The organism is Chryseobacterium sp. POE27, assembly GCF_039727685.1.
In the GTDB taxonomy this organism is placed as follows: domain Bacteria; phylum Bacteroidota; class Bacteroidia; order Flavobacteriales; family Weeksellaceae; genus Chryseobacterium.
The window spans coordinates 2,221,011-2,245,726 of the sequence record NZ_CP152475.1 but is presented as its reverse complement, the minus strand read 5'-3'; the positions used below and the strand labels follow the sequence as shown (position 1 = coordinate 2,245,726).

16 protein-coding genes and 8 tRNA genes are annotated in these 24,716 nt (G+C 37.7%); all 24 read left to right on the top strand.

Going from position 1 to position 24,716, the window contains the following annotated elements:
- The first annotated feature begins 3 nt into the window (after positions 1-3).
- Positions 4-77, top strand: a tRNA-Thr gene (locus AAHI02_RS10625).
- Between the two features lie 21 nt (positions 78-98).
- Positions 99-179: transfer RNA gene (locus tag AAHI02_RS10620), tRNA-Tyr, on the top strand.
- An 85-nt stretch (positions 180-264) separates the two neighbouring features.
- Positions 265-337: transfer RNA gene (locus tag AAHI02_RS10615), tRNA-Gly, on the top strand.
- A gap of 95 nt (positions 338-432) precedes the next feature.
- A tRNA-Thr gene (locus AAHI02_RS10610) sits at positions 433-506 on the top strand.
- Positions 507-525: 19 nt separating this feature from the next.
- Positions 526-606, top strand: a tRNA-Tyr gene (locus AAHI02_RS10605).
- A gap of 86 nt (positions 607-692) precedes the next feature.
- A tRNA-Gly gene (locus AAHI02_RS10600) sits at positions 693-765 on the top strand.
- Between the two features lie 40 nt (positions 766-805).
- Positions 806-880: transfer RNA gene (locus AAHI02_RS10595), tRNA-Thr, on the top strand.
- 410 nt (positions 881-1,290) lie between these two features.
- Positions 1,291-1,971, top strand: a complete 681-nt coding sequence (locus tag AAHI02_RS10590; RefSeq protein ID WP_346983225.1) for a response regulator transcription factor — start codon at positions 1,291-1,293, stop codon at positions 1,969-1,971.
- Position 1,972: 1 nt separating this feature from the next.
- A complete protein-coding gene (locus AAHI02_RS10585) occupies positions 1,973-3,337 on the top strand; it encodes an ATP-binding protein (protein WP_346983224.1) in 1,365 nt (454 codons plus the stop codon).
- Between the two features lie 391 nt (positions 3,338-3,728).
- Positions 3,729-4,970 (top strand): TolC family protein, encoded by a 1,242-nt coding sequence (locus AAHI02_RS10580; protein ID WP_346983223.1) that lies wholly within the window; start codon positions 3,729-3,731, stop codon positions 4,968-4,970.
- A 2-nt stretch (positions 4,971-4,972) separates the two neighbouring features.
- Positions 4,973-6,055 carry an efflux RND transporter periplasmic adaptor subunit gene (locus AAHI02_RS10575; protein ID WP_346983222.1) on the top strand — a complete coding sequence of 361 codons (1,083 nt, stop codon included), beginning with the start codon at positions 4,973-4,975 and terminating at the stop codon, positions 6,053-6,055.
- 282 nt (positions 6,056-6,337) lie between these two features.
- Positions 6,338-9,496 (top strand): CusA/CzcA family heavy metal efflux RND transporter, encoded by a 3,159-nt coding sequence (locus AAHI02_RS10570; RefSeq protein ID WP_346983221.1) that lies wholly within the window; start codon positions 6,338-6,340, stop codon positions 9,494-9,496.
- A 136-nt stretch (positions 9,497-9,632) separates the two neighbouring features.
- Positions 9,633-10,028 carry a hypothetical protein gene (locus AAHI02_RS10565; RefSeq protein WP_346983220.1) on the top strand — a complete coding sequence of 132 codons (396 nt, stop codon included), beginning with the start codon at positions 9,633-9,635 and terminating at the stop codon, positions 10,026-10,028.
- Between the two features lie 178 nt (positions 10,029-10,206).
- A complete protein-coding gene (locus AAHI02_RS10560) occupies positions 10,207-11,319 on the top strand; it encodes a hypothetical protein (protein ID WP_346983219.1) in 1,113 nt (370 codons plus the stop codon).
- Between the two features lie 249 nt (positions 11,320-11,568).
- Positions 11,569-12,774, top strand: a complete 1,206-nt coding sequence (gene tuf, locus AAHI02_RS10555; protein WP_042721320.1) for an elongation factor Tu — start codon at positions 11,569-11,571, stop codon at positions 12,772-12,774.
- A 63-nt stretch (positions 12,775-12,837) separates the two neighbouring features.
- A tRNA-Trp gene (locus AAHI02_RS10550) sits at positions 12,838-12,908 on the top strand.
- 12 nt (positions 12,909-12,920) lie between these two features.
- Positions 12,921-13,127, top strand: a complete 207-nt coding sequence (gene secE, locus AAHI02_RS10545; protein WP_346983218.1) for a preprotein translocase subunit SecE — start codon at positions 12,921-12,923, stop codon at positions 13,125-13,127.
- A 22-nt stretch (positions 13,128-13,149) separates the two neighbouring features.
- Positions 13,150-13,692 carry a transcription termination/antitermination protein NusG gene (gene nusG / locus AAHI02_RS10540; protein ID WP_042721319.1) on the top strand — a complete coding sequence of 181 codons (543 nt, stop codon included), beginning with the start codon at positions 13,150-13,152 and terminating at the stop codon, positions 13,690-13,692.
- Between the two features lie 239 nt (positions 13,693-13,931).
- Complete coding sequence (gene rplK, locus AAHI02_RS10535; protein ID WP_346983217.1) at positions 13,932-14,357, top strand: 50S ribosomal protein L11; 426 nt, start codon at positions 13,932-13,934, stop codon at positions 14,355-14,357.
- Between the two features lie 69 nt (positions 14,358-14,426).
- Positions 14,427-15,062: a 50S ribosomal protein L1 gene (rplA, locus tag AAHI02_RS10530; RefSeq protein WP_346986608.1), complete on the top strand. Its 636-nt coding sequence runs from the start codon at positions 14,427-14,429 to the stop codon at positions 15,060-15,062.
- 17 nt (positions 15,063-15,079) lie between these two features.
- A complete protein-coding gene (rplJ, locus tag AAHI02_RS10525; protein ID WP_346983216.1) occupies positions 15,080-15,673 on the top strand; it encodes a 50S ribosomal protein L10 in 594 nt (197 codons plus the stop codon).
- A gap of 45 nt (positions 15,674-15,718) precedes the next feature.
- On the top strand, positions 15,719-16,087 hold the full coding sequence (rplL, locus tag AAHI02_RS10520) for a 50S ribosomal protein L7/L12 (RefSeq protein WP_042721315.1): 369 nt from the start codon (positions 15,719-15,721) through the stop codon (positions 16,085-16,087).
- Between the two features lie 409 nt (positions 16,088-16,496).
- A complete protein-coding gene (gene rpoB, locus AAHI02_RS10515) occupies positions 16,497-20,318 on the top strand; it encodes a DNA-directed RNA polymerase subunit beta (RefSeq protein ID WP_346983215.1) in 3,822 nt (1,273 codons plus the stop codon).
- Between the two features lie 114 nt (positions 20,319-20,432).
- Positions 20,433-24,698: a DNA-directed RNA polymerase subunit beta' gene (gene rpoC, locus AAHI02_RS10510; protein ID WP_346983214.1), complete on the top strand. Its 4,266-nt coding sequence runs from the start codon at positions 20,433-20,435 to the stop codon at positions 24,696-24,698.
- Positions 24,699-24,716 lie beyond the last annotated feature (18 nt).

The window sequence follows — 24,716 nt, the reverse complement described above, 5'->3', positions numbered from 1 at the left end:
AATGCCTCCATAGCTCAGTTGGCCAGAGCACGTGATTTGTAATCTCGGGGTCGTGGGTTCGAATCCCTCTGGAGGCTCATTTAATATAAAATATCTGGGGGGAGATTCCAGAGTGGCTAAATGGGACTGACTGTAACTCAGTTGCTTCGGCTTCGTAGGTTCGAATCCTGCTCTCCCCACATTTTATATTATAAAAAAAGTTGCAGAAATAAAGGATTTTCCTTAAGTTTGCACAGCGTTACCAATAGTTTTGGAAACAAAATTGCGGAAGTAGCTCAGTTGGTAGAGCGTCAGCCTTCCAAGCTGAATGTCGCGGGTTCGACCCCCGTCTTCCGCTCAGAAATATCACACTTATTGTAGGGTGATTTTTTTTTAACTACTGAAAAGATGTAGAGTAGAGTTTCTCGCAGATTTCAGTCTGTTTTATTAAATGCCTCCATAGCTCAGTTGGCCAGAGCACGTGATTTGTAATCTCGGGGTCGTGGGTTCGAATCCCTCTGGAGGCTCATTTAATATAAAATATCTGGGGAGATTCCAGAGTGGCTAAATGGGACTGACTGTAACTCAGTTGCTTCGGCTTCGTAGGTTCGAATCCTGCTCTCCCCACATTTTATATTATAAAAAAAAGTTGCAGAAATAAAGGATTTTCCTTAAGTTTGCACAGCGTTACCAATAGTTTTGGAAACAAAATTGCGGAAGTAGCTCAGTTGGTAGAGCGTCAGCCTTCCAAGCTGAATGTCGCGGGTTCGACCCCCGTCTTCCGCTCACATAAAATCACGCTTTTTAGGGTGATTTTTTTGTTTAGGCCGACTTAGCTCAGCGGTAGAGTGCTTCCTTGGTAAGGAAGAGGTCACGGGTTCAAGTCCCGTAGTTGGCTCCATGGTAATCCCGATTCTTTCGGGATTTTTTATTTCTAGAACTTTCTTTTAAACGCCACCGACGCAAAGATAAGCTTATTAAGTATCGTATATACTTTCGTTCGCAAGGGCTGAACTTCATTCGTAAACCTTTAGTTTATATTCAGCAAGTGATAGCTTTGGATATTTTAGCTTTCAAATTTAAAATTTTACTGATAAGATTATAAAATTGATGATCATTTCTAATTGAATATGATATTGATCCGTAACTCTTCAAAGGTTTTAAGCTGTAATATTGGCCAAAAACTTCCAGCGCCCAGCCTCCCTCTTCCAGTCCTCTTAACCTTAAAATTCAATTAAAAGTATTTCCAACACATTTCATTTTCTTCAGTGTCATAAAAATTTTCTTTACATTCGTATAAAATAATTTTTGATGAATATTCTTTTATTGGAAGATGATTTAATTCTTTCTGCGGAACTTTGTAAGTTTTTAGAATCAAATAACTTTACCTGTGATAAAATCTATGACGGAGAAACTTTTCTTCGTCAGATAAAAAACAATTCTTATGATCTGTATCTTCTCGATATTAATGTTCCTAAAATTAATGGACTTGATGTCTGCCAGACCATTCGCTCTTTTGATAAGAATACCCCGATCATTATTATTTCGGCATACGGAGATCTTTCGGATAAAAAAGATGCCTTTACGAGACTGGCGGATGATTATCTGGTAAAGCCTTTTCAGTTTGAAGAATTGCTGTTACGTATGAATTCTCTGCTGAGAAGAAAAGCTCCTTCAGAAAACAGCGATCAGGAAATTATAAGAATCGATGATCTTATTATCAACAAAACCGAGCAGAAAGTCTTTCGCGCAGGAAATGAAATTGCCCTTACATTGAAAGAATTCCAGCTGTTGGTTTATCTGGCAGAAGCGCAGGGAAGAACCGTTTCAAAGCAGCAGATCACAGAACACGTCTGGGAGCATAATTTTAATACGAATACCAACACGGTTGAAGTATATATTAATTTTTTAAGAAAGAAAATAGATAAGGATTTTAGAATTAAGCTTATTCATACACGTTCCGGTTTCGGATATTACCTAAGCCCGCTGTAATATGTCTTTAAAAAGAAAAATTGCCCTCAATCTCAGTATCGCCTTTTCATTGCTTTTTGGTATTGTGATGGCGGTAATTTATATGTCTTTTAATGATTTCAGGAAAGATGAATTCAAAGAAAGATTCCGTCAGCGACTTGATTTTACGACTCACTTTATTGCAAAGTCAAAAGATTTTGAAGAAGAAGCTCCGGTATTTTTTAATGAAAATTCTGATAATATTCTTTTAAATGAAACTATTTTAATTTTCAATGCCAATAAAGAATTAATCTACAGCACGATCAAGGACCGAAATGTGACCTGGGACAATACGTTGCTGAAAGAATTGGATGAAAAGAAAGTCATTTATTCTGAGAAAACGGTTCCGGAAATCTATGCAGCCCTTAAAAACATTAACGGTGAAAATTACTACATCCTTACCAGCGCTTACGATACCAACGGAAATTCCAAACTGGCTTACCTGAAATATCTCCTGATCACGGCATATGTAATGAGTACGCTGATTATAGGTTTTTTCAGCTATTATTTTATGGGACAGTTCTTAAAACCTTTGGAAGATCTCAATAAGGAAATATCAGAAATTACGGCCCATAAGTTGACAACGGAAGTTCCGGTGCTAGACTCCAATGACGAGATCAATGTTCTTGCAAGATCATTCAACACGATGATCAAAAGGCTGGACGATGTTTTCCAGTCACAGAAAGATTTCACCGCCAGTGCTTCCCACGAAATCCGTACCCCGATTACAAGAATGGCTTTCCAGCTTGAAAACCTGATTAAACTCGGGCAGAACTCTCCGGAAACATTATCCTCACTACAGCAGATACAAAGAGATGTTTATCAGTTGTCGGATCTTACCAATTCACTTTTGCTCTTAACAAAGTTTGATAAAGAAAACATTCAGAGTATCTACGAAGAAGTGAGAATTGATGAAGTGATTTTCGAATCTTTTGAAGCCGTAGAAAAAAGCTATCCGAAAATGAAAATGGATTTCCTGATCTCTGAAAAAACTTCTGAAGATGCTTTATTAACGATCAAAGGAGTACAGTCTTTACTGGATATTGTTTTTATTAACCTGTTTAAAAATGCCGCTGTTTATTCCGATGATATGGAAGCTGATGTGCTGATTACGGAGACGGAAGACCAACTTATTGTCGACGTTATCTCTCACGGAAATACCATTCCGAAGGAAGAGCAGTCCAGACTGTTCGAGGCTTTTATGAGAGGGAACAACTCTCAGAATATTTCAGGTTCAGGATTGGGATTAAGAATTGTAAAAAGAATTCTGGAATATCACGGCGCAAAAATTATTTATACCGCTCCGGCGGATTTATTGAATAAGTTCAGCGTGATTTTTTATAAATAAACTGAATTCAGCTTACATATTTACGTTAAAAATTCTATATACCTGTCAGAAAATCTTGAGACGGGCGAAACACTATAGGGTAAAACTTTCTCGGAGCGAGACGGAAGCAATCACTACTTGTTTGAACTTTCTCAGGATGAGACGAGTGAAACCAGAATAGGATGAAGCTTTCTCAGAGTGAGACGAGTAAAACCAATATAAGATGAAACTTTCTCGGAATGAGATAATCGGAACCAATACATCGGAAAAAAAATCGCATAAGTTCAATACTTAAATTTCTCATGTTGTGTTTATTTATAGATGAACAATAATCAAATTTAATTTTTTTTTAAGTATTATTTAAGAGCATTTTAATAGTGAAATGACAATTTTGTAGCATAAAAAATAGAAGATGAACAAAATTGCAGGGCTGCTGATCGTCATATCTTCTCTCATGACGGCACAGCAGCAAGTATCACTTTCGGACTGCGAAGAAGCTTTCCAGAAGAACAACTTAGAACTGCTCGCCGAACAGTATAATATTAATATGGCTGATGCAGATATTTTGCAGGCTAAAATCTGGGAGTTACCACAACTAAGCGGACAGATAAATGCGTACAATCCACAAGATCATAAAGTTTTTGATGTAGGTCATGCAAAAGGTGCACAGATCACCCAGCTTATTTATATGGGTGGTAAAAAGAAAAACGAAATTGCTTTTGCAAAATCCAGTAAAGAACTCGCTCAGCTCCAGTTTTCTCAATTGCTGGTAGACCTTCGGGCGCAGCTTCGCACCACCTATTACAATCTTTATTACGAAAAACTCAAGCTTGAAAACACCGACAGGCAGCTGGGATATATGAATGACCTTTTAGCCGCTTACAAAGTGCAGTCTGCCAAAGGGAACGTTTCCCTGAAAGACGAGGTGAGACTTCAGAGCGTAGTCATCCAGCTTAATAATGATAAAATAGGAATCAATAAAAACATTCTTGAATTTGAACAGAATCTAAAGGTTTTAACAGGCATTACCGATGATCTTGAACCTACACTTTCCGATTCTGAAGCCAAAGATATTCTTGCCGCCCAACCTTTCGGGGATGAAACAGAACTCCAGAAAAAAGCTCTCGAAAATAATGCTGATTATCAGTATAACCTAAAATTAATCGATAACAGTAAGCTGTATGCCCAGTGGCAAAAATCTTTAAACGTTCCCGATCTGAATCTCGGTGCAGGATGGGACCAGAATGGAGGGACATTTAAAAATGAAGTGAACCTAATGGTCGGGATTCCATTGCCATTATGGAAATCTAATAAAGGAAATGTTGAGAAGGCAGGCTTTGCCATTCAGCAGAATCAGAAGAATGCAGACTTTCAGAAGCTCAATCTGGAAACCCGGGTTCAGGCAGCCTATAAAACGTGGAAAACTCAATATGAACAGCTTTCAGGAATTAAATCCGAAGATATTAATAATATGGAAACGGTCTACAACGGTATGCTGAGCAATTTCAGAAAAGGGAATGTGAGCCTTATAGAATTTGTGGATTTTATGGACAGCTACAGAGAAACAGCGCTTCAGATCTATGATATGAAAAACGGGATCATGCAGTCGGCAGAACAACTAAATCAACTGGTACAAACGAAAATCTTCTATTAATCATGAAAAAATATATTATTCCCATAATTATAACATTGGCTGTTGCGTCTTGCTCAAAGAAAGAAGTACCGCAACAAACTCAGAAAAAAGGTTTTGAGCTTAGCAATACCATGCTTCAGTCTATTTCTCTCGCAAAAGTTGAAAAAAAATATATAGAAGATGATTACAGTTTCTATGGAAAGATATCAGCAGATAAGAACAGCTACATCGATGTTTACCCATTGGTAGGAGGAAACGTTTTAAGTGTAAATGTAGAGCTGGGAGATCACGTGACGAAAGGGCAGGTGCTGGCAACCATCAGAAGTACGGAGCTTGCGGAAGTTCAGAAAGATGTAAGCGACGCCAAGACCGATTTGGTAGTAGCTCAGAATAATCTTCGTGTAGCAAAGGAAATGTATGAAGGAAAGCTGAATACCGAAAGAGATGTGTTGGAAGCAAAAAGTGAACTGCAGAAAGCTCAGGATCAAATGCAGAGAGCGAGTGCGGTAAGCACCGTGTATAATGTGAAAAAAGGAAATATATACAGTGTTGTCGCTCCTATCAGCGGATATATTGTTCAGAAAAATATCAATAAAGATATGCAGCTGAGAAGTGACAGAAGTGATAATATTTTTGATGTGGCCAATACCACCAATGTCTGGGCGATCATGAACGTTAATGAATCTGATATTGATAAGATCAGCCTTGGAATGAAAGCGCAGGTTTCCACATTATCTTATCCTGATAAAGTTTTTGACGGAAAAATTGATAAAATCTTTAAAATCATCGATCCCGAAACCAATGCTATGCAGGCGAGAGTAGTCTTGGACAATCAGAACGGATTGTTGATACCGGAAAGCAAAGCGACCATTAAAGTGACAAGTTCGGAGAATACCAAGGCACTCACCGTTCCTTCAAAAGCTGTAATTTTTGACGACAACAGAAGTTTTGTGGTAGTATATAAATCAAGAGCTGATGTAAAAGTAAAAGAAATAAAGGTATTAAAACAGGTGGGCGATGTTACCTACGTTTCAGAAGGTTTGTCGGAAGGAGAGCAGGTAGTTACCAATAATCAATTGCTGATTTATCGCTCCCTGAACAATTGATTTTTTTTGAACCATTAAGAATTATAAAAATGTAGAGTTAAGAAGTTAAGGTTAATTAAGAATAGCATCTAAGATATTTATTAAGAGTTACTTCTTAATAAATTACTTGATAATTTTTTAACAGCTTATATTTTCTTAATGATTAAAAATAATTTTAAGTGCCTTTGCTGAGTGAAACGCCTTTGCGAACGAAAATATGCAGAAGATAGTCATGAAAAATCTTTGCGAGCTTTGCGTTAAAAACAAATTCAACGACTTTTTTTAGGTCAAAAAAAATCCATCATGAATAAATTTATTAAAAATATAATTGCTTTTTCATTAAAAAATAAAGCGTTTACTTTTATCTGGGTTGCCGTACTGGCGGTAGCGGGATTCATCAGTTTCAAGAATATGCCGATTGAAGCTTTTCCGGATGTTACCAACACCCAGATCGTTATCATTACCCAATGGAATGGGAGAAGTGCAGAAGAGGTTGAACGTTTTGTGACGACACCCATTGAGCTGGCGATGAGTCCGGTTCAGAAGAAAACCAGTGTGAGAAGTACTACAATGTTTGGTCTTTCTATCGTTAAAATTCTTTTTGATGATGGGGTAGACGATACTTTTGCCAGAAACCAGGTAAATAATCAATTAAGAACAGTAAGCCTTCCGGATGATGTAGATCCTGAAGTTCAGCCGCCTTACGGACCGACCGGAGAAATTTTCAGGTACACCTTACAGAGTAAAACAAAAGATTCCCGTGAATTATTAACCCTTCAAAACTGGGTGATCGATCGTGCATTGCGAGGCGTTCCGGGAGTTGCTGATATCAACGTTTTCGGAGGTCAGGATAAAGTCTTTGAATTAAGCATTGATCCCAGAGCTTTGGATAAATACAATCTGACGCCGCTTCAGGTTTACGATGCTGTTACGAAAAGTAATCTTAATGTGGGAGGGGATGTTATCGAAAAAAATGGACAAGCGTATGTTGTCCGTGGAATCGGTCTGGTTAAATCCATTTCAGATATTGGAAACATTACGATAGAAAATGATCATGGAAATCCTGTTTTGGTTAAAAATGTAGCAGATGTTCATGAAAGCTCAATGCCCAGAGTAGGGCAGGCCGGACTGAATCATCAGGAAGATACCGTAGAAGGAATTGTTGTAATGAGAAAAGGGGAAAATCCGCGTGAAGTTTTAGTAGGAGTAAAGGCTAAAATTAAAGAGCTTAACGAGAAAATCCTTCCAAAAGACGTTAAAATGGTGACATTCTACGATCGTGACAATCTGATGGATTTTACTACGCATACCGTGATGCACAACCTTATCGAGGGAATTATCCTGGTAACGGTTATCGTTTTAATCTTCATGGCAGACTGGCGTACGACTTTAATAGTTTCCATTATTATCCCTTTATCCTTATTGTTTGCTTTTTTATGTCTGAAACTGGCAGGAATGAGTGCCAATTTATTATCACTCGGGGCGGTCGATTTTGGAATTATTATCGACGGAGCCGTCGTCATGGTGGAAGGACTTTTTGTAATGCTCGACCACAGAGCCCATAAATATGGGAATGAAAAATTCAATAAATTGGCAAAAGCCGGCTGGATCAAACAAACGGGAACAGGACTTGGAAAAGCGATTTTCTTCTCGAAATTAATTATCATCACTTCTTTAATTCCGATTTTTTCATTCCAGAAAGTTGAGGGAAAAATGTTTTCGCCACTGGCATTCACCTTAGGTTTTGCCCTCACGGGAGCTTTGATTTTTACTTTGACCCTGGTACCGGTGCTTTCGCATATTTTATTGAATAAAAATGTAAAGGAAAAGAATAATCCGTTTGTGAATTTCTGGGACAGAATTGTACTGAGAGGTTTTAATTATACTTTTAAACATAAAAAAATGAGTCTAATTGTTGCGGTTTCATTTTTAGCGGTTACATTATTCTCAGGAAAATTCTTAGGAACGGAGTTTTTACCTCAATTGAATGAAGGCTCATTATGGATCACTGCAGAAATGCCGATGAGTTCATCTTTAAAAGAATCTCTAAAAACCGCCGATCTCCTGAAGAAAGACATCATGAGTTTTCCTGAGGTTACTGATGTTCTCGCGCAGACTGGAAGAAGTAATGACGGGACAGACCCTAATGGTTTCGGATTTGTACAATTTGCCGTAAATCTTCAGCCAAAAGAGGATTGGAAACGAAAGATCACTTACGAGCAACTGATCGAAGAGATTGATAAAAAACTGAGGAATTATCAAGGGATTACATTTAATTATTCCCAGCCGATCTCAGATAACGTTGCCGAAGCAGTAGCGGGTTTCAAAGCGGAAAACGGCATTAAAATTTATGGAGACAATCTTCAGACACTGGATGTTTTAGCCGAAAAAGTTTTAAAGCAGATTAAAAATATTAAAGGTGTAAAAGATGCAGGAATTATTAAAAATATTGGTCAGCCGGAAGTGAGTGTTGTGCTTGACAGGGACAAAATGGCTGCCTACGGAGTAATGCCGGATGATGCGCAGTCTGTTCTTGAAATGGCTTTCGGAGGTAAAACGGCTTCAGAAATGTTTGACGGAGAACGAAAATTCCCCATCCGTCTCCGCTATGCCCAGGAGTACAGAAAAGATGAAAACGACATCGCAGCATTGATGGTTCCTACCCAGGACGGAGCAAAAATTCCTTTAAAAGAAATAAGTACAATTGAAAAGGATAATGGCGCGGCGTTCATTTACAGGGATGATATTAAAAGGTATATCGGGATAAAATTTTCCATTCGTGACCGTGACCTGGGAGGTACGATTGCCGATGCACAAAAGGCAGTTTCAAAAATTGAATTTCCTGACGGATATACAGTGGGCTGGACGGGGCAGTTTGAAAATCAGCAGAGGGCTTCAAAAAGACTTACGCAGGTAGTTCCGATCAGTATTCTGGGGATTTTCTTCCTGTTGTTTGTCCTTTTCGGCAATATGAAAGATTCTTTGCTGGTATTGGCCAATGTACCGTTTGCATTGATCGGGGGAATTATCGCACTCCATGTGACAGGAATTAATTTCGGGATCTCGGCAGGAGTGGGGATGATTGCTCTTCTGGGAATCTGTATTCAAAACGGAGTTATTCTCATCACGGAATTTCACCAGAACGTCAGAAACGGACTAAGTCTGGATAATGCGATATTGAATGGCGTAAAATCAAGAACACGTCCTGTAATTATGACAGCACTAATGGCTTCCATCGGGTTAATGCCGGCTGCGTTATCAACAGGTATCGGCTCCGAATCACAAAAGCCGCTGGCCATTGTCATCATTGGTGGATTGATTACAGCTACGGTTTTAACGTTATTAATTTTCCCGATTATATTTTGGATCTTCAACAGGGCAAAAAAAGCTACGCCAGATTTGATCTTTATTATCACTTCATCCGGGCTTTCTTGGATGAAGTTTTTTTTAATTGATTTGTAATTCAGATAAAAATAATTTAAATTGCATTCAATTGTAAACGAATGATATTTACAGAAAAATAAGTTCCCATTTCCTGTAGAATTGCTTTCCCTTTGATTATAAGTAAAGTTCTTATCATATATTAAAAAAACACAATATGAAACGTTACAAAAAGAGAGTTCTCTTCTTATTCGGTTTGTTAATCGTATTACTCCCGTTACAATTTATATTTAAGATTATTATTGAAGAAACTTATCCTTCATTTAATTTTCCGGGATTTGCTTCATGCCCCGTAGCAGAGGGGAAGTATATTAAATTTACCAAAACAACTTCCCATGTTTTCTTTAAAGACGGATCAGATAGTATTTTAGTTAAAAATGACTATCTGGGTGATAAAATACCAAGAACAATACAGATTACCATTATTCAGAATTTACTTTTTCCTAAAGAGTATCCTGTTTTAAGTAACCAGATTAATACAATGTCTCCTTATAAAAAAAGACTTTACCTTATTAAAAAATCTATTCTCAACAGGAATATTAAAAAAAGTTGATGTAGAGGAAAGTAAGAATTTTATTTTGAAAAAAATGCAAGAAAGATTTCATAATAAAGAGGTGGCAGGTATACAAATAATCAATGAAACTGTAAATTTTGATATCACCACAAAGAAAATGAGAGAAACAGCTGTGCGTGATACGCTATTAAATTTCAGATTTTAAACTCACAAAAAAATGATGAATAAATTAAAAGACCTTCCTTTCACCAGTTACCATCCCAGCTATGAGTTTCTAGCATTTTACAGAATATTTTTCTCGCTGTTCTTGTTGTGGATTGGGATATCAGATAATAGTTGGATTTATTCTGTTGCTGGCATCGCCATGCATCCGCCTGTCAGTATACTTTCCTTTACAGATTTTATTCCTTCTGAATTTTTTTTTGTGGCATGCCTTTTTATAATGCATATGTGCTTACTGTTGACCCTGATAGGATATAGGCCTAAAATATTCGCAATAATTTATATGGTTTTATATATTGTAACCAATAATTATGCTTATTCTTTTGGCAAAATAAACCATGATTTTATTTATACTCTGCCCCTTTTGGTAATGGCATTTTCACCCTGGAACAGAGTGTATAGTTTCTTTCCTGAACCAGAGCAGGAAACGGATGACCTAGCTAAATCATGGCCGATGTTTTTGATGAGCTTGATCTTTAGCTTCGGAATGTTTACTGCGGGGTTTGCTAAAATTTTAGGAGGCTGGTTCAGTATGGATACCCAATATACCCAGATATTTTTCAATAAATACCGTTATATTATAGGATGGAACGATCTTCTTTCAGACGTTTATGACGGCATTAACTCCAAGTTTTTCTGGGAAATTCTCGACTATTTTACAGTTATTTTTGAAACTGTTTTTATTGTTTCTTTCTTTTACCCGAAATTTTTCAGGGGTATGCTTATAATAGTTATTTTTTTTCATGTAAATGTATTGTTGATGCTGAATATATCTTTTAGCTTCTCCGTAGGATTGTATACTCTTTTTATTCCTGCTCATTTACTTCCTACAGTTTTCAGAAATAAGATAAAAACTGTATTGGCAATGATTTTTAATCAGAAATACAAAGTTATAGCAATAATATTGATTTTTCTGTATTTGCTGTTATTGGGCTTCTTCAATATAAGTGCTATAGATTTTGTGATTAATAAAATTTTAAGCTATTTCTCTTTTGGTAAACATTCTGTTCCATTGATCATTATGGGCGGATATTTCTTATTGGCATTTTATTTACTAATCAGATCATGGAAAAATTTGATAGAAAAAGCAAATAAAACAAGAAAGTGACTGTAGAGGATAAATGAATTTAGTTTTATATACTGGCTTTCAGAGTTTTCGATAAAAGGTTTCAGAAAGTTTTTTCAATTAGGAAAAATGTGTAAATTTGCAGTCTCAATACATTGACCTATAGGGTTTGTGATTTATTGGATTTTAATATTGAAACTTTTTTTTCATAAAAAGATTTTGGTATTTAAAAAATTCATTATATTTGCACACCGAAAATTTGAAAATTAAATAAAATAAATAATTTACATCATGGCAAAGGAAACGTTTAATCGTAACAAACCACACTTGAACATTGGTACTATTGGTCACGTTGACCATGGTAAAACTACTCTTACAGCTGCTATTTCTGCTGTATTAGCTAGCAAAGGTCTTGCTGAGAAAAAAGACTTCTCTGCAATTGACTCTGCTCCAGAAGAAAAAGAAAGAGGTATTACTATCAATACAGCTCACATCGAATACGAAACTGAAAAAAGACACTATGCTCACGTTGACTGTCCAGGTCACGCGGATTACGTAAAGAACATGGTAACAGGTGCTGCTCAGATGGACGGAGCTATCGTGGTATGTGCTGCGACTGACGGACCAATGCCTCAAACAAGAGAACATATTCTACTTTGCCGTCAGGTAAACGTACCAAGAATCGTTGTTTTCATGAATAAAGTTGACATGGTAGATGATGCTGAGTTATTAGAGCTTGTTGAAATGGAGCTTAGAGACTTATTGTCTACTTATGAATTTGATGGAGATAACTCTCCGGTAATCCAAGGTTCTGCTCTTGGTGCACTTACTGCTGCTACTGAAGGTAACTCTGATGATAAGTGGTTTAAGTCTGTAGAACAATTGATGGATGCTGTTGATGAGTGGATCGAAGAGCCTATTAGAGATACAGATAAGCCATTCTTGATGCCAATCGAAGACGTATTCTCTATTACAGGTAGAGGTACTGTAGCAACTGGTAGAATCGAAGCTGGTATCATCAACACTGGTGATCCTGTAGATATCGTAGGTATGGGTGATGAAAAATTAACTTCTACAATTACAGGGGTTGAGATGTTCAGAAAAATCCTAGACAGAGGTGAAGCTGGTGATAACGTAGGTCTATTGTTGAGAGGTATTGAAAAAACTGACATCAAGAGAGGTATGGTAATCGCTAAGAAAGACTCTGTGAAGCCACACAAAAAATTCAAAGCATCTGTTTATATCCTTTCTAAAGAAGAAGGTGGACGTCACACTCCATTCCACAACAAATACCGTCCTCAGTTCTACGTAAGAACTACTGACGTTACAGGTGAGATCTTCTTACCAGAAGGTGTAGAAATGGTAATGCCTGGTGATAACTTAGAGATCACTGTAGAATTGTTACAACCAATCGCTCTTAACGAGGGTCTTAGATTCGCGATCAGAGAAGGAGGTAGAACAGTTGGTTCAGGTCAGGTAACTGAAATCTTAGACTAATCATCTATTACACAATATAAAAAGCTTCCGTCGGGAACTTCTTTGCGGAAGCTTTTTTTAACTACGGGCATCGTCCAATGGTAGGATACCGGTCTCCAAAACCGTTGATCAGGGTTCGAGTCCTTGTGCCCGTGCAAATAACAATTATGAGTTCATTAATCAATTTTTTAAAAGGTTCTTATAACGAATTCAGACATAAAGTTGAATGGCCAAAATGGTCTGACCTGCAGTCTTCTACAATTGTAGTAACGATTGCAACAGTTATTCTGGCATTATTTACCTTTGGTGTTGATGAGTTGTTTTCTAAAGCAATCAGCAACATAATAGGAATGCTTATCAACTTGTTCAATTAATAAATAAAAGTATTTTCCCATAATGAGCGAATTGAAATGGTATGTGCTGAAAGCAATCAGCGGACAGGAAAATAAAGTGAAAAACTATATTGAGACAGAAATCAAACGTTTAGGTTTTGAGCAGTACGTTACTCAAGTGGTTATTCCTATGGAAAAGGTTATTCAAATCAGAAACGGTAAAAAAGTTCCGAAAGAAAGACCTTACTATCCTGGATACCTTATGATTGAAGCTGATCTGATGGGTGAAATTCCTCACGTTATTAAAAATATCCCGGGAGTTATTTCTTTCTTAAGCTTAACAAAAGGAGGAGATCCTGTTCCAATGAGAAAGTCTGAAGTGAACAGAATGTTAGGAAGAATGGATGAGCTTTCAGAATTTGCAAGCGATGTTGAAATTCCTTACGTAGTGGGTGAAAACGTTAAAGTAATTGACGGACCATTCAATGGATTCAACGGAACGATTGAAAAAATTCTTGAAGACAAAAAGAAAATTGAAGTTTCAGTTTTGATATTTGGTAGAAAAACTCCAATGGAACTTAGCTATATGCAGGTTGAAAAAGTATAACTCATACTTAAAAATATTTCAAAATCCACTTATTAAAACAGTAAGTGGATTTTTTATTTTAATATTTTAACAAAAATAGATAATATCAATTTGCTAATTAAAAAATATTTCATAATTTTGCAGTCCAAAAAGTAGGCTTATCTAATGTGAGAATGGTTAACCTACTGAATAATAATGCTTCCAAACTCATTAATTATTCAAATTTAAAAAACAAACAATGGCTAAAAAAAGTCTTTAAAATGGTAAAACTTCAGGTGAAAGGTGGCGCAGCTAACCCTTCTCCACCAGTAGGTCCAGCATTGGGTTCTGCAGGTGTGAACATCATGGAGTTTTGTAAGCAATTTAACGGAAGAACTCAAGATAAGCCAGGACAAGTTTTACCTGTAGTAATTACAGTGTACGAAGACAAATCTTTTGAATTCGTAATTAAAACTCCTCCTGCAGCAATCCAGTTGATGGAAGCGGCTAAAATCAAAGGGGGTTCCGGAGAACCAAACAGAAACAAAGTAGGTTCTGTTTCTTGGGATCAGGTGAAGAAAATCGCTGAAGATAAAATGACTGACCTTAACTGCTTTACAATGGATTCTGCAGTTTCTATGGTTGCAGGTACTGCTAGATCTATGGGATTAAGAGTAACAGGAACTAAACCAACTTTTAACGCTTAATACTTAAAGAAATGGCAAAATTGACTAAAAAAGCAAAAGGAAGCTTTAAGCAAAGTAGAAAAAGGAAGAATCTATAACCTTGAAGAAGGTTCAGCTCTTGTAAAAGAAGTGAACACTGCAAAGTTTGATGCTTCTGTAGATATCGCTGTAAGATTGGGTGTAGATCCAAGAAAAGCAAACCAAATGGTAAGAGGTGTTGTATCTCTTCCTCACGGAACCGGTAAAGATGTTAAAGTTTTGGCTTTGGTAACTCCGGATAAAGAAGCTGAAGCTAAAGAAGCTGGTGCTGATTATGTAGGTCTTGATGAATATTTACAAAAAATCAAAGATGGTTGGACAGATGTTGACGTTATCGTTACAATGCCGGCTGTGATGGGTAAATTAGGACCATTAGGTAGAGTATTAGGACCAAGAGGTTTGATGCCGAACCCTAAATCAGGTACTGTAACTATGGAAATTGGTAAAGCAGTAACTGAAGTAAAAGCTGGTAAAATTGACTTTAAAGTAGACAAATACGGTATTATCCATGCAGGTATTGGTAAAGTATCTTTCGATGCTGCTAAAATCAAGGAAAATGCTCAGGAATTGATCTCTACTTTGATCAAAATGAAACCAACTGCTGCTAAAGGTACTTACGTGAAGTCTATCTATTTGTCTTCTACAATGAGTCCTGGTATTGCAATCGATACTAAAGCTATTAACTAATACTAAATCCTAAGACAATGACAAAAGACCAAAAAGTTGTAGCGATACAAGAGATCAAAGATTTGCTTCAGGATGCTAAAGTAGTATATGTAGCTGATCTAGACGGTTTGAATGCTGCTAAATCTTCTGAATTCAGAAGACAGGCTTTCAAGCAAAATATCAAAGTGAAAGTGGTAAAAAATACACTTTTGCAAAAAGCAATGGAGCAGATTGATGGAGTAAATTTCTCTGAAATGTTCGAAACTTTCAAAGGTAACTCTGCATTAATGATTGCTGAAACGGCTAACGCTCCTGCAAAATTAATCAAAGACTTCAGAAAGAAAGATGAGAAGCCTGCATTGAAATCAGCTTTTGTACAGGAAACTTTCTACGTTGGTGACAATAACCTTGATACTTTAGTTAGCATCAAGTCTAGAGAAGAAATGATCGGTGAAATCATCGGATTGCTTCAGTCTCCAATTCAAAGAGTTGTTTCTGCTCTTCAAAACAAATCTGAAACTGCAGAAGCTTCAGCTGAAGAAGCTGCACCTGCGGTAGAAGAAACTCCTGCTGCTGAGGCTCCGGAAGCTCCAGCTGCAGAAAGCACTGACGAAACGCCAGCTGCTGAATAATACACTCAAAAAATTAAATAAATAATCAACAAAAACATTACAACAATGTCAGATTTAAAAAATTTAGCTGAAACGCTAGTAAACTTAACTGTAAAAGACGTAAACGAATTAGCTACTATCCTTAAGGATGAGTACGGAATTGAGCCAGCTGCTGCTGCTGTAGTAGTTGCTGCAGGTGGTGCAGGTGAAGCTGCTGAAGAAAAAACAGAATTCGACGTAATTCTTAAGTCTGCAGGTGCTTCTAAATTAGCTATCGTTAAATTGGTAAAAGATTTAACTGGTGCTGGTCTTAAAGAAGCTAAAGATATCGTAGATGGTGCTCCTGCTCCAATCAAAACTGGTATCTCTAAAGACGAAGCTGAAGCTCTTAAGAAGCAATTAGAAGAAGCTGGTGCTGAAGTAGAATTGAAATAATTCTTTTCACATAAAAATAGAAACCTGAGTCACTGGCTCAGGTTTTTTATTGACTATGTTTGTGATTGTGAATAAGTTTTTGTAAATTTGCATTCTCTTTTGGCGCGAAATATTGTTTGTAAATCTATAAAATACTATTAATCAACTCTTTCATTATATGAAAGGGCTTTGTTGTATATAAAGGTTACAGCTATTCTGCCTCAGAAGTAATAAAAATATTTTGCACTACACTGTGAAAAGATATACCAGTGTTGCAGTTAGAAAGAACTAAAACAACGTTAAAAAGAATCCAAGGTCCTTTGTGAGCGCCAAAAACACTTTTGCCTTTTTTATTTTTACCTTGTTTCTTGCTCTTTTCTGATATTTTTTTAAATAACAAAATATTTTTTAACCCTTTCTTTAAAGTTTTATGAGTAAAACAACAGTAACAACTAAGGGAACGCCGAGAATTAATTTCTCATCAGCAAAAGGAAAAATTATTACTCCTGACTTCCTGGATATCCAGATTGAGTCTTTTAAAGAGTTTTTCCAGCTTGATACGCTTCCTGAAGACAGAACGAATGAAGGTCTTTACAAGACTTTCCAGGAAAATTTCCCGATTACCGATTCCAGAAACCAATTTGTATTGGAATTCTTGGATTATCTGGTAGATTCTCCACGTTATTCAATCGATGAGTGTGTGGAAAGAGGATTGACTTATTCAGTTCCTCTTAAAGCAAGACTTAAATTGTATTGTACAGACCCTGAGCACGAAGATTTCCAGACTGTGGTTCAGGATGTATATTTAGGCCCGGTTCCTTACATGACACCTAGCGGATCTTTCATCATTAATGGTGCTGAAAGAGTTATCGTTACGCAGTTACACCGTTCACCTGGTGTATTCTTCGGACAGACGTATCATGCCAACGGAACCAAATTATATTATTCAAGAATTATTCCTTTCAAAGGATCTTGGATGGAGTTTACAACCGATATCAACAGCGTAATGTACGCGTATATCGACCGTAAGAAAAAATTACCATTAACAACTTTGTTAAGAGCAATCGGATATGAATCTGATAAGGATATCCTTCAGATCTTCGATCTTGCTGAAGAAGTGAAAGTTTCTAAAGCTGCCCTTAAAAAAGTAGAAGGAAGAACATTGGCTGCGAGAGTTTTGAACACTTGGTTCGAAGATTTCGTAGATGAAGATACAGGGGAAGTAGTTTCTATCGAAAGAAATGAAATCATTTTAGACAGAGAAACTATTCTTGAAAAAGAACATTTAGATCTTATTTTAGATGCTGGTGTGAAATCAATCCTGATTCACAAAGAAAACAGCAATGAGTTCTCTATTATCCAGAATACTTTACAGAAAGACCCTACCAACTCTGAAAAAGAAGCGGTAGAATATATCTATCGTCAGTTAAGAAATGCAGATCCGCCAGATGAAGAAACAGCAAGAGGAATCATTGAAAAATTATTCTTCTCTGAGCAAAGATATTCTCTTGGTGAAGTTGGACGTTACAGACTAAACAAAAAATTAAGTCTGAACATTCCAACGACAACTGAAGTTCTTACCAAAGAAGATATTATTGCGATTGTAAGACATTTAATTGAGTTGGTAAACTCAAAAACTGACGTTGACGATATCGACCACTTATCCAACAGAAGAATTAAAACTGTTGGTGAGCAATTGGCAGGACAATTTGGTGTAGGTCTTTCAAGAATCGCAAGAACAATCAAGGAAAGGATGAACGTTAGAGATAACGAAATCTTTACTCCGCTTGATCTTGTTAATGCTAAAACTTTAACATCAGTAATCAACTCGTTCTTCGGTACCAACCAGCTTTCTCAGTTCATGGACCAAACCAACCCATTATCAGAAATCACGCACAAGCGTAGACTTTCTGCACTAGGACCTGGTGGTTTATCAAGAGAAAGAGCAGGTTTCGAGGTTCGTGACGTTCACCATACGCACTACGGAAGAATTTGCCCGATTGAAACTCCGGAAGGACCAAACATCGGTTTGATTTCATCTTTAGGAATTTATGCTAAAATCAACAGACTAGGTTTCATCGAAACTCCATATAGAAAAGTTGAAAACGGTAAAATTGAGCTTGCTGCTGATCCTATCTATCTGAATGCAGAAGATGAAGAAGATAAAGTAATTGCTCAGGCAAACGTTGAATTGAGTGATAATGGTGATTTCTTAACAGACAGAATTATTGCAAGATTGGATGGTGACTATCCGGTAGTTGAACCTGCTCAGGTAAACCTTATCGATGTAGCGCCAAACCAGATTTCCGGTATTTCAGCTTCATTGATTCCGTTCCTGGAGCATGATGATGCGAACCGTGCATTGATGGGATCCAACATGATGCGTCAGGCAGTTCCTTTATTGAAGCCACAGGCTCCGGTAGTGGGTACAGGGCTTGAACAGCAGGTTGCAAGAGATTCAAGAATTTTAATTAATGCTGAAGGTACCGGTACTGTAGAGTATGTGGATGCTGACAGAATCGTTATTAAATATGAAAGAAGCGAAGACGAAGATTTAGTACAATTCGAGTCTGCTACTAAAACATATAACTTAACTAAGTTCAGAAAAACTAACCAGAGTACAACGATTACCCTAAGACCAAACGTAAGAGTAGGTGATGTAGTGGAAAAAGGACAGGTACTTTGCGACGGTTATGCTACTGAAAAAGGAGAATTGGCCCTTGGTAGAAACTTAGTGGTTGCGTTCATGCCTTGGAAAGGGTACAATTTCGAGGATGCGATTGTAATCAACGAAAAAGTAGTTCGTGAAGACTGGTTTACTTCAATCCACGTGGATGAATATTCTCTTGAAGTTCGTGATACCAAATTAGGTATGGAAGAATTGACAGCAGATATTCCAAACGTTTCTGAAGAGGCTACTAAAGATCTTGACGAAAACGGTATGATCAGAATCGGTGCAGAAGTGAAGCCTGGAGATATCATGATCGGTAAGATCACTCCAAAAGGTGAATCTGATCCGACTCCTGAAGAAAAGCTTCTTAGAGCGATCTTTGGTGACAAAGCCGGTGATGTGAAAGATGCTTCATTGAAAGCTGACTCATCATTACGAGGTGTTGTGATCAACAAGAAATTGTTCTCAAGAAACATTAAAGATAAAAAGAAAAGAACTGAAGAAAAACTTAAGCTTGAAGAAATTGAAAACACTTACAAGGCTAAGTTTGATGAATTGAGAAATACTTTAATTGAAAAATTAAATACGCTGGTAAGCGGTAAAACTTCTCAAGGAGTGAAAAATGATCTTGATGAAGAAATCATCGGTAAAGGTGTAAAGTTCACTCACAAATTATTGACTTCAGTAGAAGATTATGTAAACGTTAGCGGTTCAGACTGGACGGTTGATAATGATAAAAATGAATTAATCAAACAATTAATTCACAACTACAAAATCAAGTATAACGATATTCAAGGGGTTAAAAACCGTGAGAAATTTGCAATTTCTATTGGGGATGAATTACCTGCAGGTATCATGAAGTTGGCTAAAGTTTATATCGCTAAGAAACGTAAGCTGAACGTAGGAGATAAAATGGCGGGACGTCACGGTAACAAAGGTATCGTTTCGAGAATCGTTCGTGAAGAAGATATGCCATTCCTGGAAGACGGAACACCGGTAGATATCGTATTGAATCCACTAGGGGTGCCTTCCCGTATGAACATTGGTCAGATTTATGAAACAGTTCTTGGATGGGCTGGTCAGAAATTAGGATTGAAGTTTGCAACGCCGATCTTTGACGGAGCAACTCTTGATCAGATCACTGAATACACTGAGAAAGCGGGTCTTCCTAAATTCGGTCACACGTATCTTTATGATGGTGGTACCGGAGAAAGATTTACACAGGCAGCAACAGTAGGGGTAATCTATATGTTGAAACTTGGGCACATGGTTGATGACAAGATGCACGCACGTTCTATCGGTCCTTACTCATTGATTACTCAGCAGCCGTTAGGAGGTAAAGCTCAGTTCGGAGGTCAGAGATTCGGAGAGATGGAGGTTTGGGCTCTTGAAGCATTCGGAGCATCTAATATCCTGAGAGAAATCCTTACAGTGAAGTCGGATGACGTGATTGGTAGAGCAAAAACTTACGAAGCAATTGCAAAAGGTGAATCGATGCCTGAACCAGGTATTCCGGAATCATTCAACGTATTACTTCACGAGTTACAAGGTCTTGGATTAGACGTAAGATTGGAAGAGTAAATTAAAAGATTTAATTATTAAAAAATTAAAGCATTAATTAAACTCAGAGATAATAAGTGCGAAAGTAATTTTTAAATCTTTCAACCTTTTAATCTTTTAATCAAAATAAAAATTATGTCAAATAAAAATAAATCAAGTAGATTTAATAAAATAACCATCGGTTTAGCTTCGCCGGAATCGATTCTTCAGGAGTCGAGAGGGGAGGTTCTTAAGCCGGAAACTATTAACTACAGAACGCACAAGCCTGAAAGAGACGGGTTGTTCTGTGAAAAAATCTTCGGTCCTGTAAAGGATTACGAATGTGCTTGTGGTAAATACAAGAGAATTCGTTACAAAGGGATCGTTTGTGACCGTTGTGGAGTAGAAGTTACGGAGAAAAAAGTACGTAGAGAGAGAATCGGGCATATCAATTTGGTAGTTCCTATCGCTCACATCTGGTATTTCCGTTCTTTACCAAACAAAATCGGTTACCTTTTGGGAATTCCTTCCAAGAAATTGGATATGATCATCTACTACGAAAGATATGTAGTGATTCAGCAGGGTATTGCTAAAAAACTAGACGGTTCAGATTTCGATCACATGGAATTCTTGACAGAAGAAGAGTATCTTGATATTATGGAGACTCTTCCTATTGAGAACCAATATCTTGATGATTCAGATCCGAACAAATTCATCGCCAAAATGGGTGCTGAAGCGGTTGAAGAATTATTAAAAAGAATCGATCTTGATGCATTGTCTTTCGACTTGAGACACAAAGCTCACAATGAAGGTTCAAAACAAAGAAGAACTGAGGCTTTAAAAAGATTGAACGTTGTAGAAGCATTGAGAGGTGCCAATACAAGAATGATCAACAAGCCTGAGTGGATGATTATGCGTGTGCTTCCAGTTATCCCGCCGGAATTAAGACCATTGGTTCCGTTGGATGGTGGACGTTTCGCAACTTCCGATTTGAATGACCTTTACAGAAGAGTTATTATCAGAAACAACCGTTTGAAGAGATTATTGGAGATCAAAGCTCCTGAAGTAATCTTGAGAAACGAGAAGCGTATGCTTCAGGAATCTGTAGATTCATTATTCGATAATACGAGAAAATCTTCAGCGGTAAAATCTGAATCAAACAGACCATTGAAATCACTTTCAGATTCATTGAAAGGGAAACAGGGACGTTTCCGTCAGAACTTATTAGGGAAAAGGGTAGATTACTCTGCGCGTTCGGTAATTGTTGTAGGTCCGAACTTACAGCTTCACGAATGTGGTATTCCTAAAGATATGGCTGCGGAACTTTACAAACCGTTCATCATCAGAAAACTGATTGAAAGAGGAATTGTAAAAACAGTAAAATCTGCAAAGAGAATTATTGATAGAAAAGAACCGGTAGTATATGATATCCTTGAAAACGTGATGAAAGGCCACCCTGTTCTACTGAACAGAGCACCTACGCTTCACAGATTGGGTATTCAGGCTTTCCAACCTAAGATGATCGAAGGTAAGGCAATCCAGCTACACCCATTGGTAACAACAGCCTTCAACGCCGATTTCGATGGTGACCAGATGGCGGTACATTTACCGTTAGGCCCTGAAGCAATCCTTGAAGCTCAGTTGTTAATGTTAGGTTCTCAGAACATTTTGAACCCGGCAAACGGTTCTCCAATTACGGTACCTTCTCAGGACATGGTTCTTGGTCTTTATTTCATGACTAAAGAATTAAGTTCTACGGAAGATATGAAAGTGAAAGGAGAAGGTCTTGCATTCTACTCTCCGGAAGAAGCAGAAATCGCTTATGCTGAAGGAAGAGTATCTTTAAATGCTAAAGTAAGATGTAGACTTCCTGTTAAAGAAAACGGAGAAATCGTTACAAGACTGATCGAAACTTCTGTAGGTAGAATTTTATTCAACCAGATTGTACCTAAACAGTCAGGATATATTAATGAACTTCTTACTAAGAAATCATTAAGAAACGTTATCGGTAAGATCCTTGCTGATACAGATTTCCCTACAACTGTGAAGTTTTTGGATGCCATGAAAGACTTAGGGTATTCAAACGCATTCAAAGGAGGTCTTTCTTTCTCATTAGGTGACATCGTTGTTCCTGTTGAGAAAAAGCAGATGATTGCACAATCTATCGAAACTGTAGATGAAATTAGAGCCAACTATAACATGGGTCTTATTACAGATACGGAACGTTATAACCAGGTAATCGACGTTTGGACAAACACCAACGCCGGATTAACTGAAATGATCATGAGCAGAATGAAAGTTGACCAAGGTGGATTCAATTCTGTATATATGATGCTTGACTCTGGGGCGAGGGGTTCTAAGGAACAGATCCGTCAGTTGTCAGGGATGAGAGGTTTGATGGCAAAACCGCAGAAAGCCGGATCTACCGGTGCGGAGATCATTGAAAACCCGATTCTTGCAAACTTTAAGGAAGGTCTTTCCATCCTAGAATACTTTATCTCTACCCACGGTGCCCGTAAAGGTCTTGCGGATACGGCTCTTAAGACTGCCGATGCAGGTTACTTAACGAGAAGATTAGTAGACGTTGCACAGGATGTTATCGTTACAGAAGCAGACTGTGGAACTTTAAGAGGTACAGAAGTTACTGCGCTTAAGAAAAATGACGAGATCGTTGAAAGAATCTCTGAAAGAATCTTAGGCAGAGTATCGCTTCATAATATTTACGATCCGGAAACTGATGAATTAATCGCTGAAGCAGATCAGGTGATCATTGAAGAAATAGCGAAGAGAATTGAGGAAGCAGGATTGGAATCAGTGGAAGTTCGTTCACCTTTAACTTGTGAAGCTAAGAAAGGAATCTGTGCAAAATGTTATGGTAGAAACCTGGCAACAGGTAAAACGATCCACATGGGCGAAGCGGTAGGTGTAATTGCAGCACAGTCCATCGGGGAACCGGGAACTCAGCTTACATTGAGAACTTTCCACCAGGGGGGGACTGCAGGAAACGTATCAGAAAACCCATCTATCGTTGCAAGAAGAGACGGTATCGTTGAAATGGATGAAGTAAGAACCATTACTTCTGAAGATGAAAACGGTAATACAGCGGAAGTTGTAGTTTCCCGTTCAACGGAATTCAGATTGGTTGCTGACAATGAGTCTAAGACACCATTAATGATTGCCAACGTACCTTACGGTTCCATATTATCAGTAAAACCTGGTGATAAAGTGAAGAAAGGTGATGTGATCTGTAGATGGGATCCGTATAACGCGGTTATCATTGCAGAAACTGCCGGTAAGGTAGAATACGAAGACATTATCCAGGGGATTTCATTCCAGTTGGAGATTGACGAACAGACAGGATTTGAAGAGAAAGTAATCTCCGAATCAAGAAATAAGAAAGCCGTACCTACTTTAAAAGTGGTAGATTCTAAAGGTGTTGAACAAAAAGCGTACAACTTACCGGTAGGAGCCCACTTAATGGTAAACGATGGTGAAAAAATTAAGGCTGGTAAAGTCTTAATCAAGATCCCAAGAAAATCTGCAAAAGCAGGGGATATCACCGGAGGTCTTCCTAGAGTTACCGAATTATTCGAAGCTAGAAACCCTTCAAACCCGGCGGTGGTTACAGAAATCGATGGGGTGGTTTCTTACGGAAAAATCAAAAGAGGTAACCGTGAATTGATCGTTGAAGCTAAAACTGGGGAGAGAAAAATTTATTTAGTTAAATTATCCAACCAGATTTTGGTACAGGAGAATGACTTCGTAAGAGCCGGTTCGCCGCTTTCTGACGGATCAATCACTCCGGACGATATCTTGAGAATCAAAGGTCCAACTGCGGTTCAGGAATATTTAGTAAATGAAATTCAGGAAGTTTACCGTCTTCAGGGGGTAAAAATCGACGACAAGCACTTCGAAATTATCGTAAGACAGATGATGACGAAAGTATCTATCGTTGACGGAGGTGATACTCAGTTCCTTGAAGGAGCTCTTGAGCATAAGTATGACTTCTTAGAAGAAAACAACAGAGTATTTGGCCTTAAAGTAGTTGTAGACGCAGGAGACTCTAAAGTATTCCTGCCGGGTCAGATGATTACAGCAAGAGAATTGAGAGATGAAAATTCTAAACTGAAGCGTGAAGATCAGGCTTTGGTTCAGGTAAGAGAAGCATTGCCAGCTACTGCAACTCCTGTATTACAGGGGATTACAAGAGCGGCTCTTCAGACTAAATCATTCATGTCTGCTGCATCATTCCAGGAAACAACTAAAGTTCTGAACGAAGCTGCAGTAGCAGGTAAGGTAGATGAATTGAACGGTCTTAAAGAAAACGTAATTGTAGGTCACAGAATTCCTGCAGGTACAGGTCTTAAAGAATATCAGAATGTGATCGTAGGTTCTAAAAAAGAATTCGAAGATCTTAACTAAAATTAATGATTCGGAAAT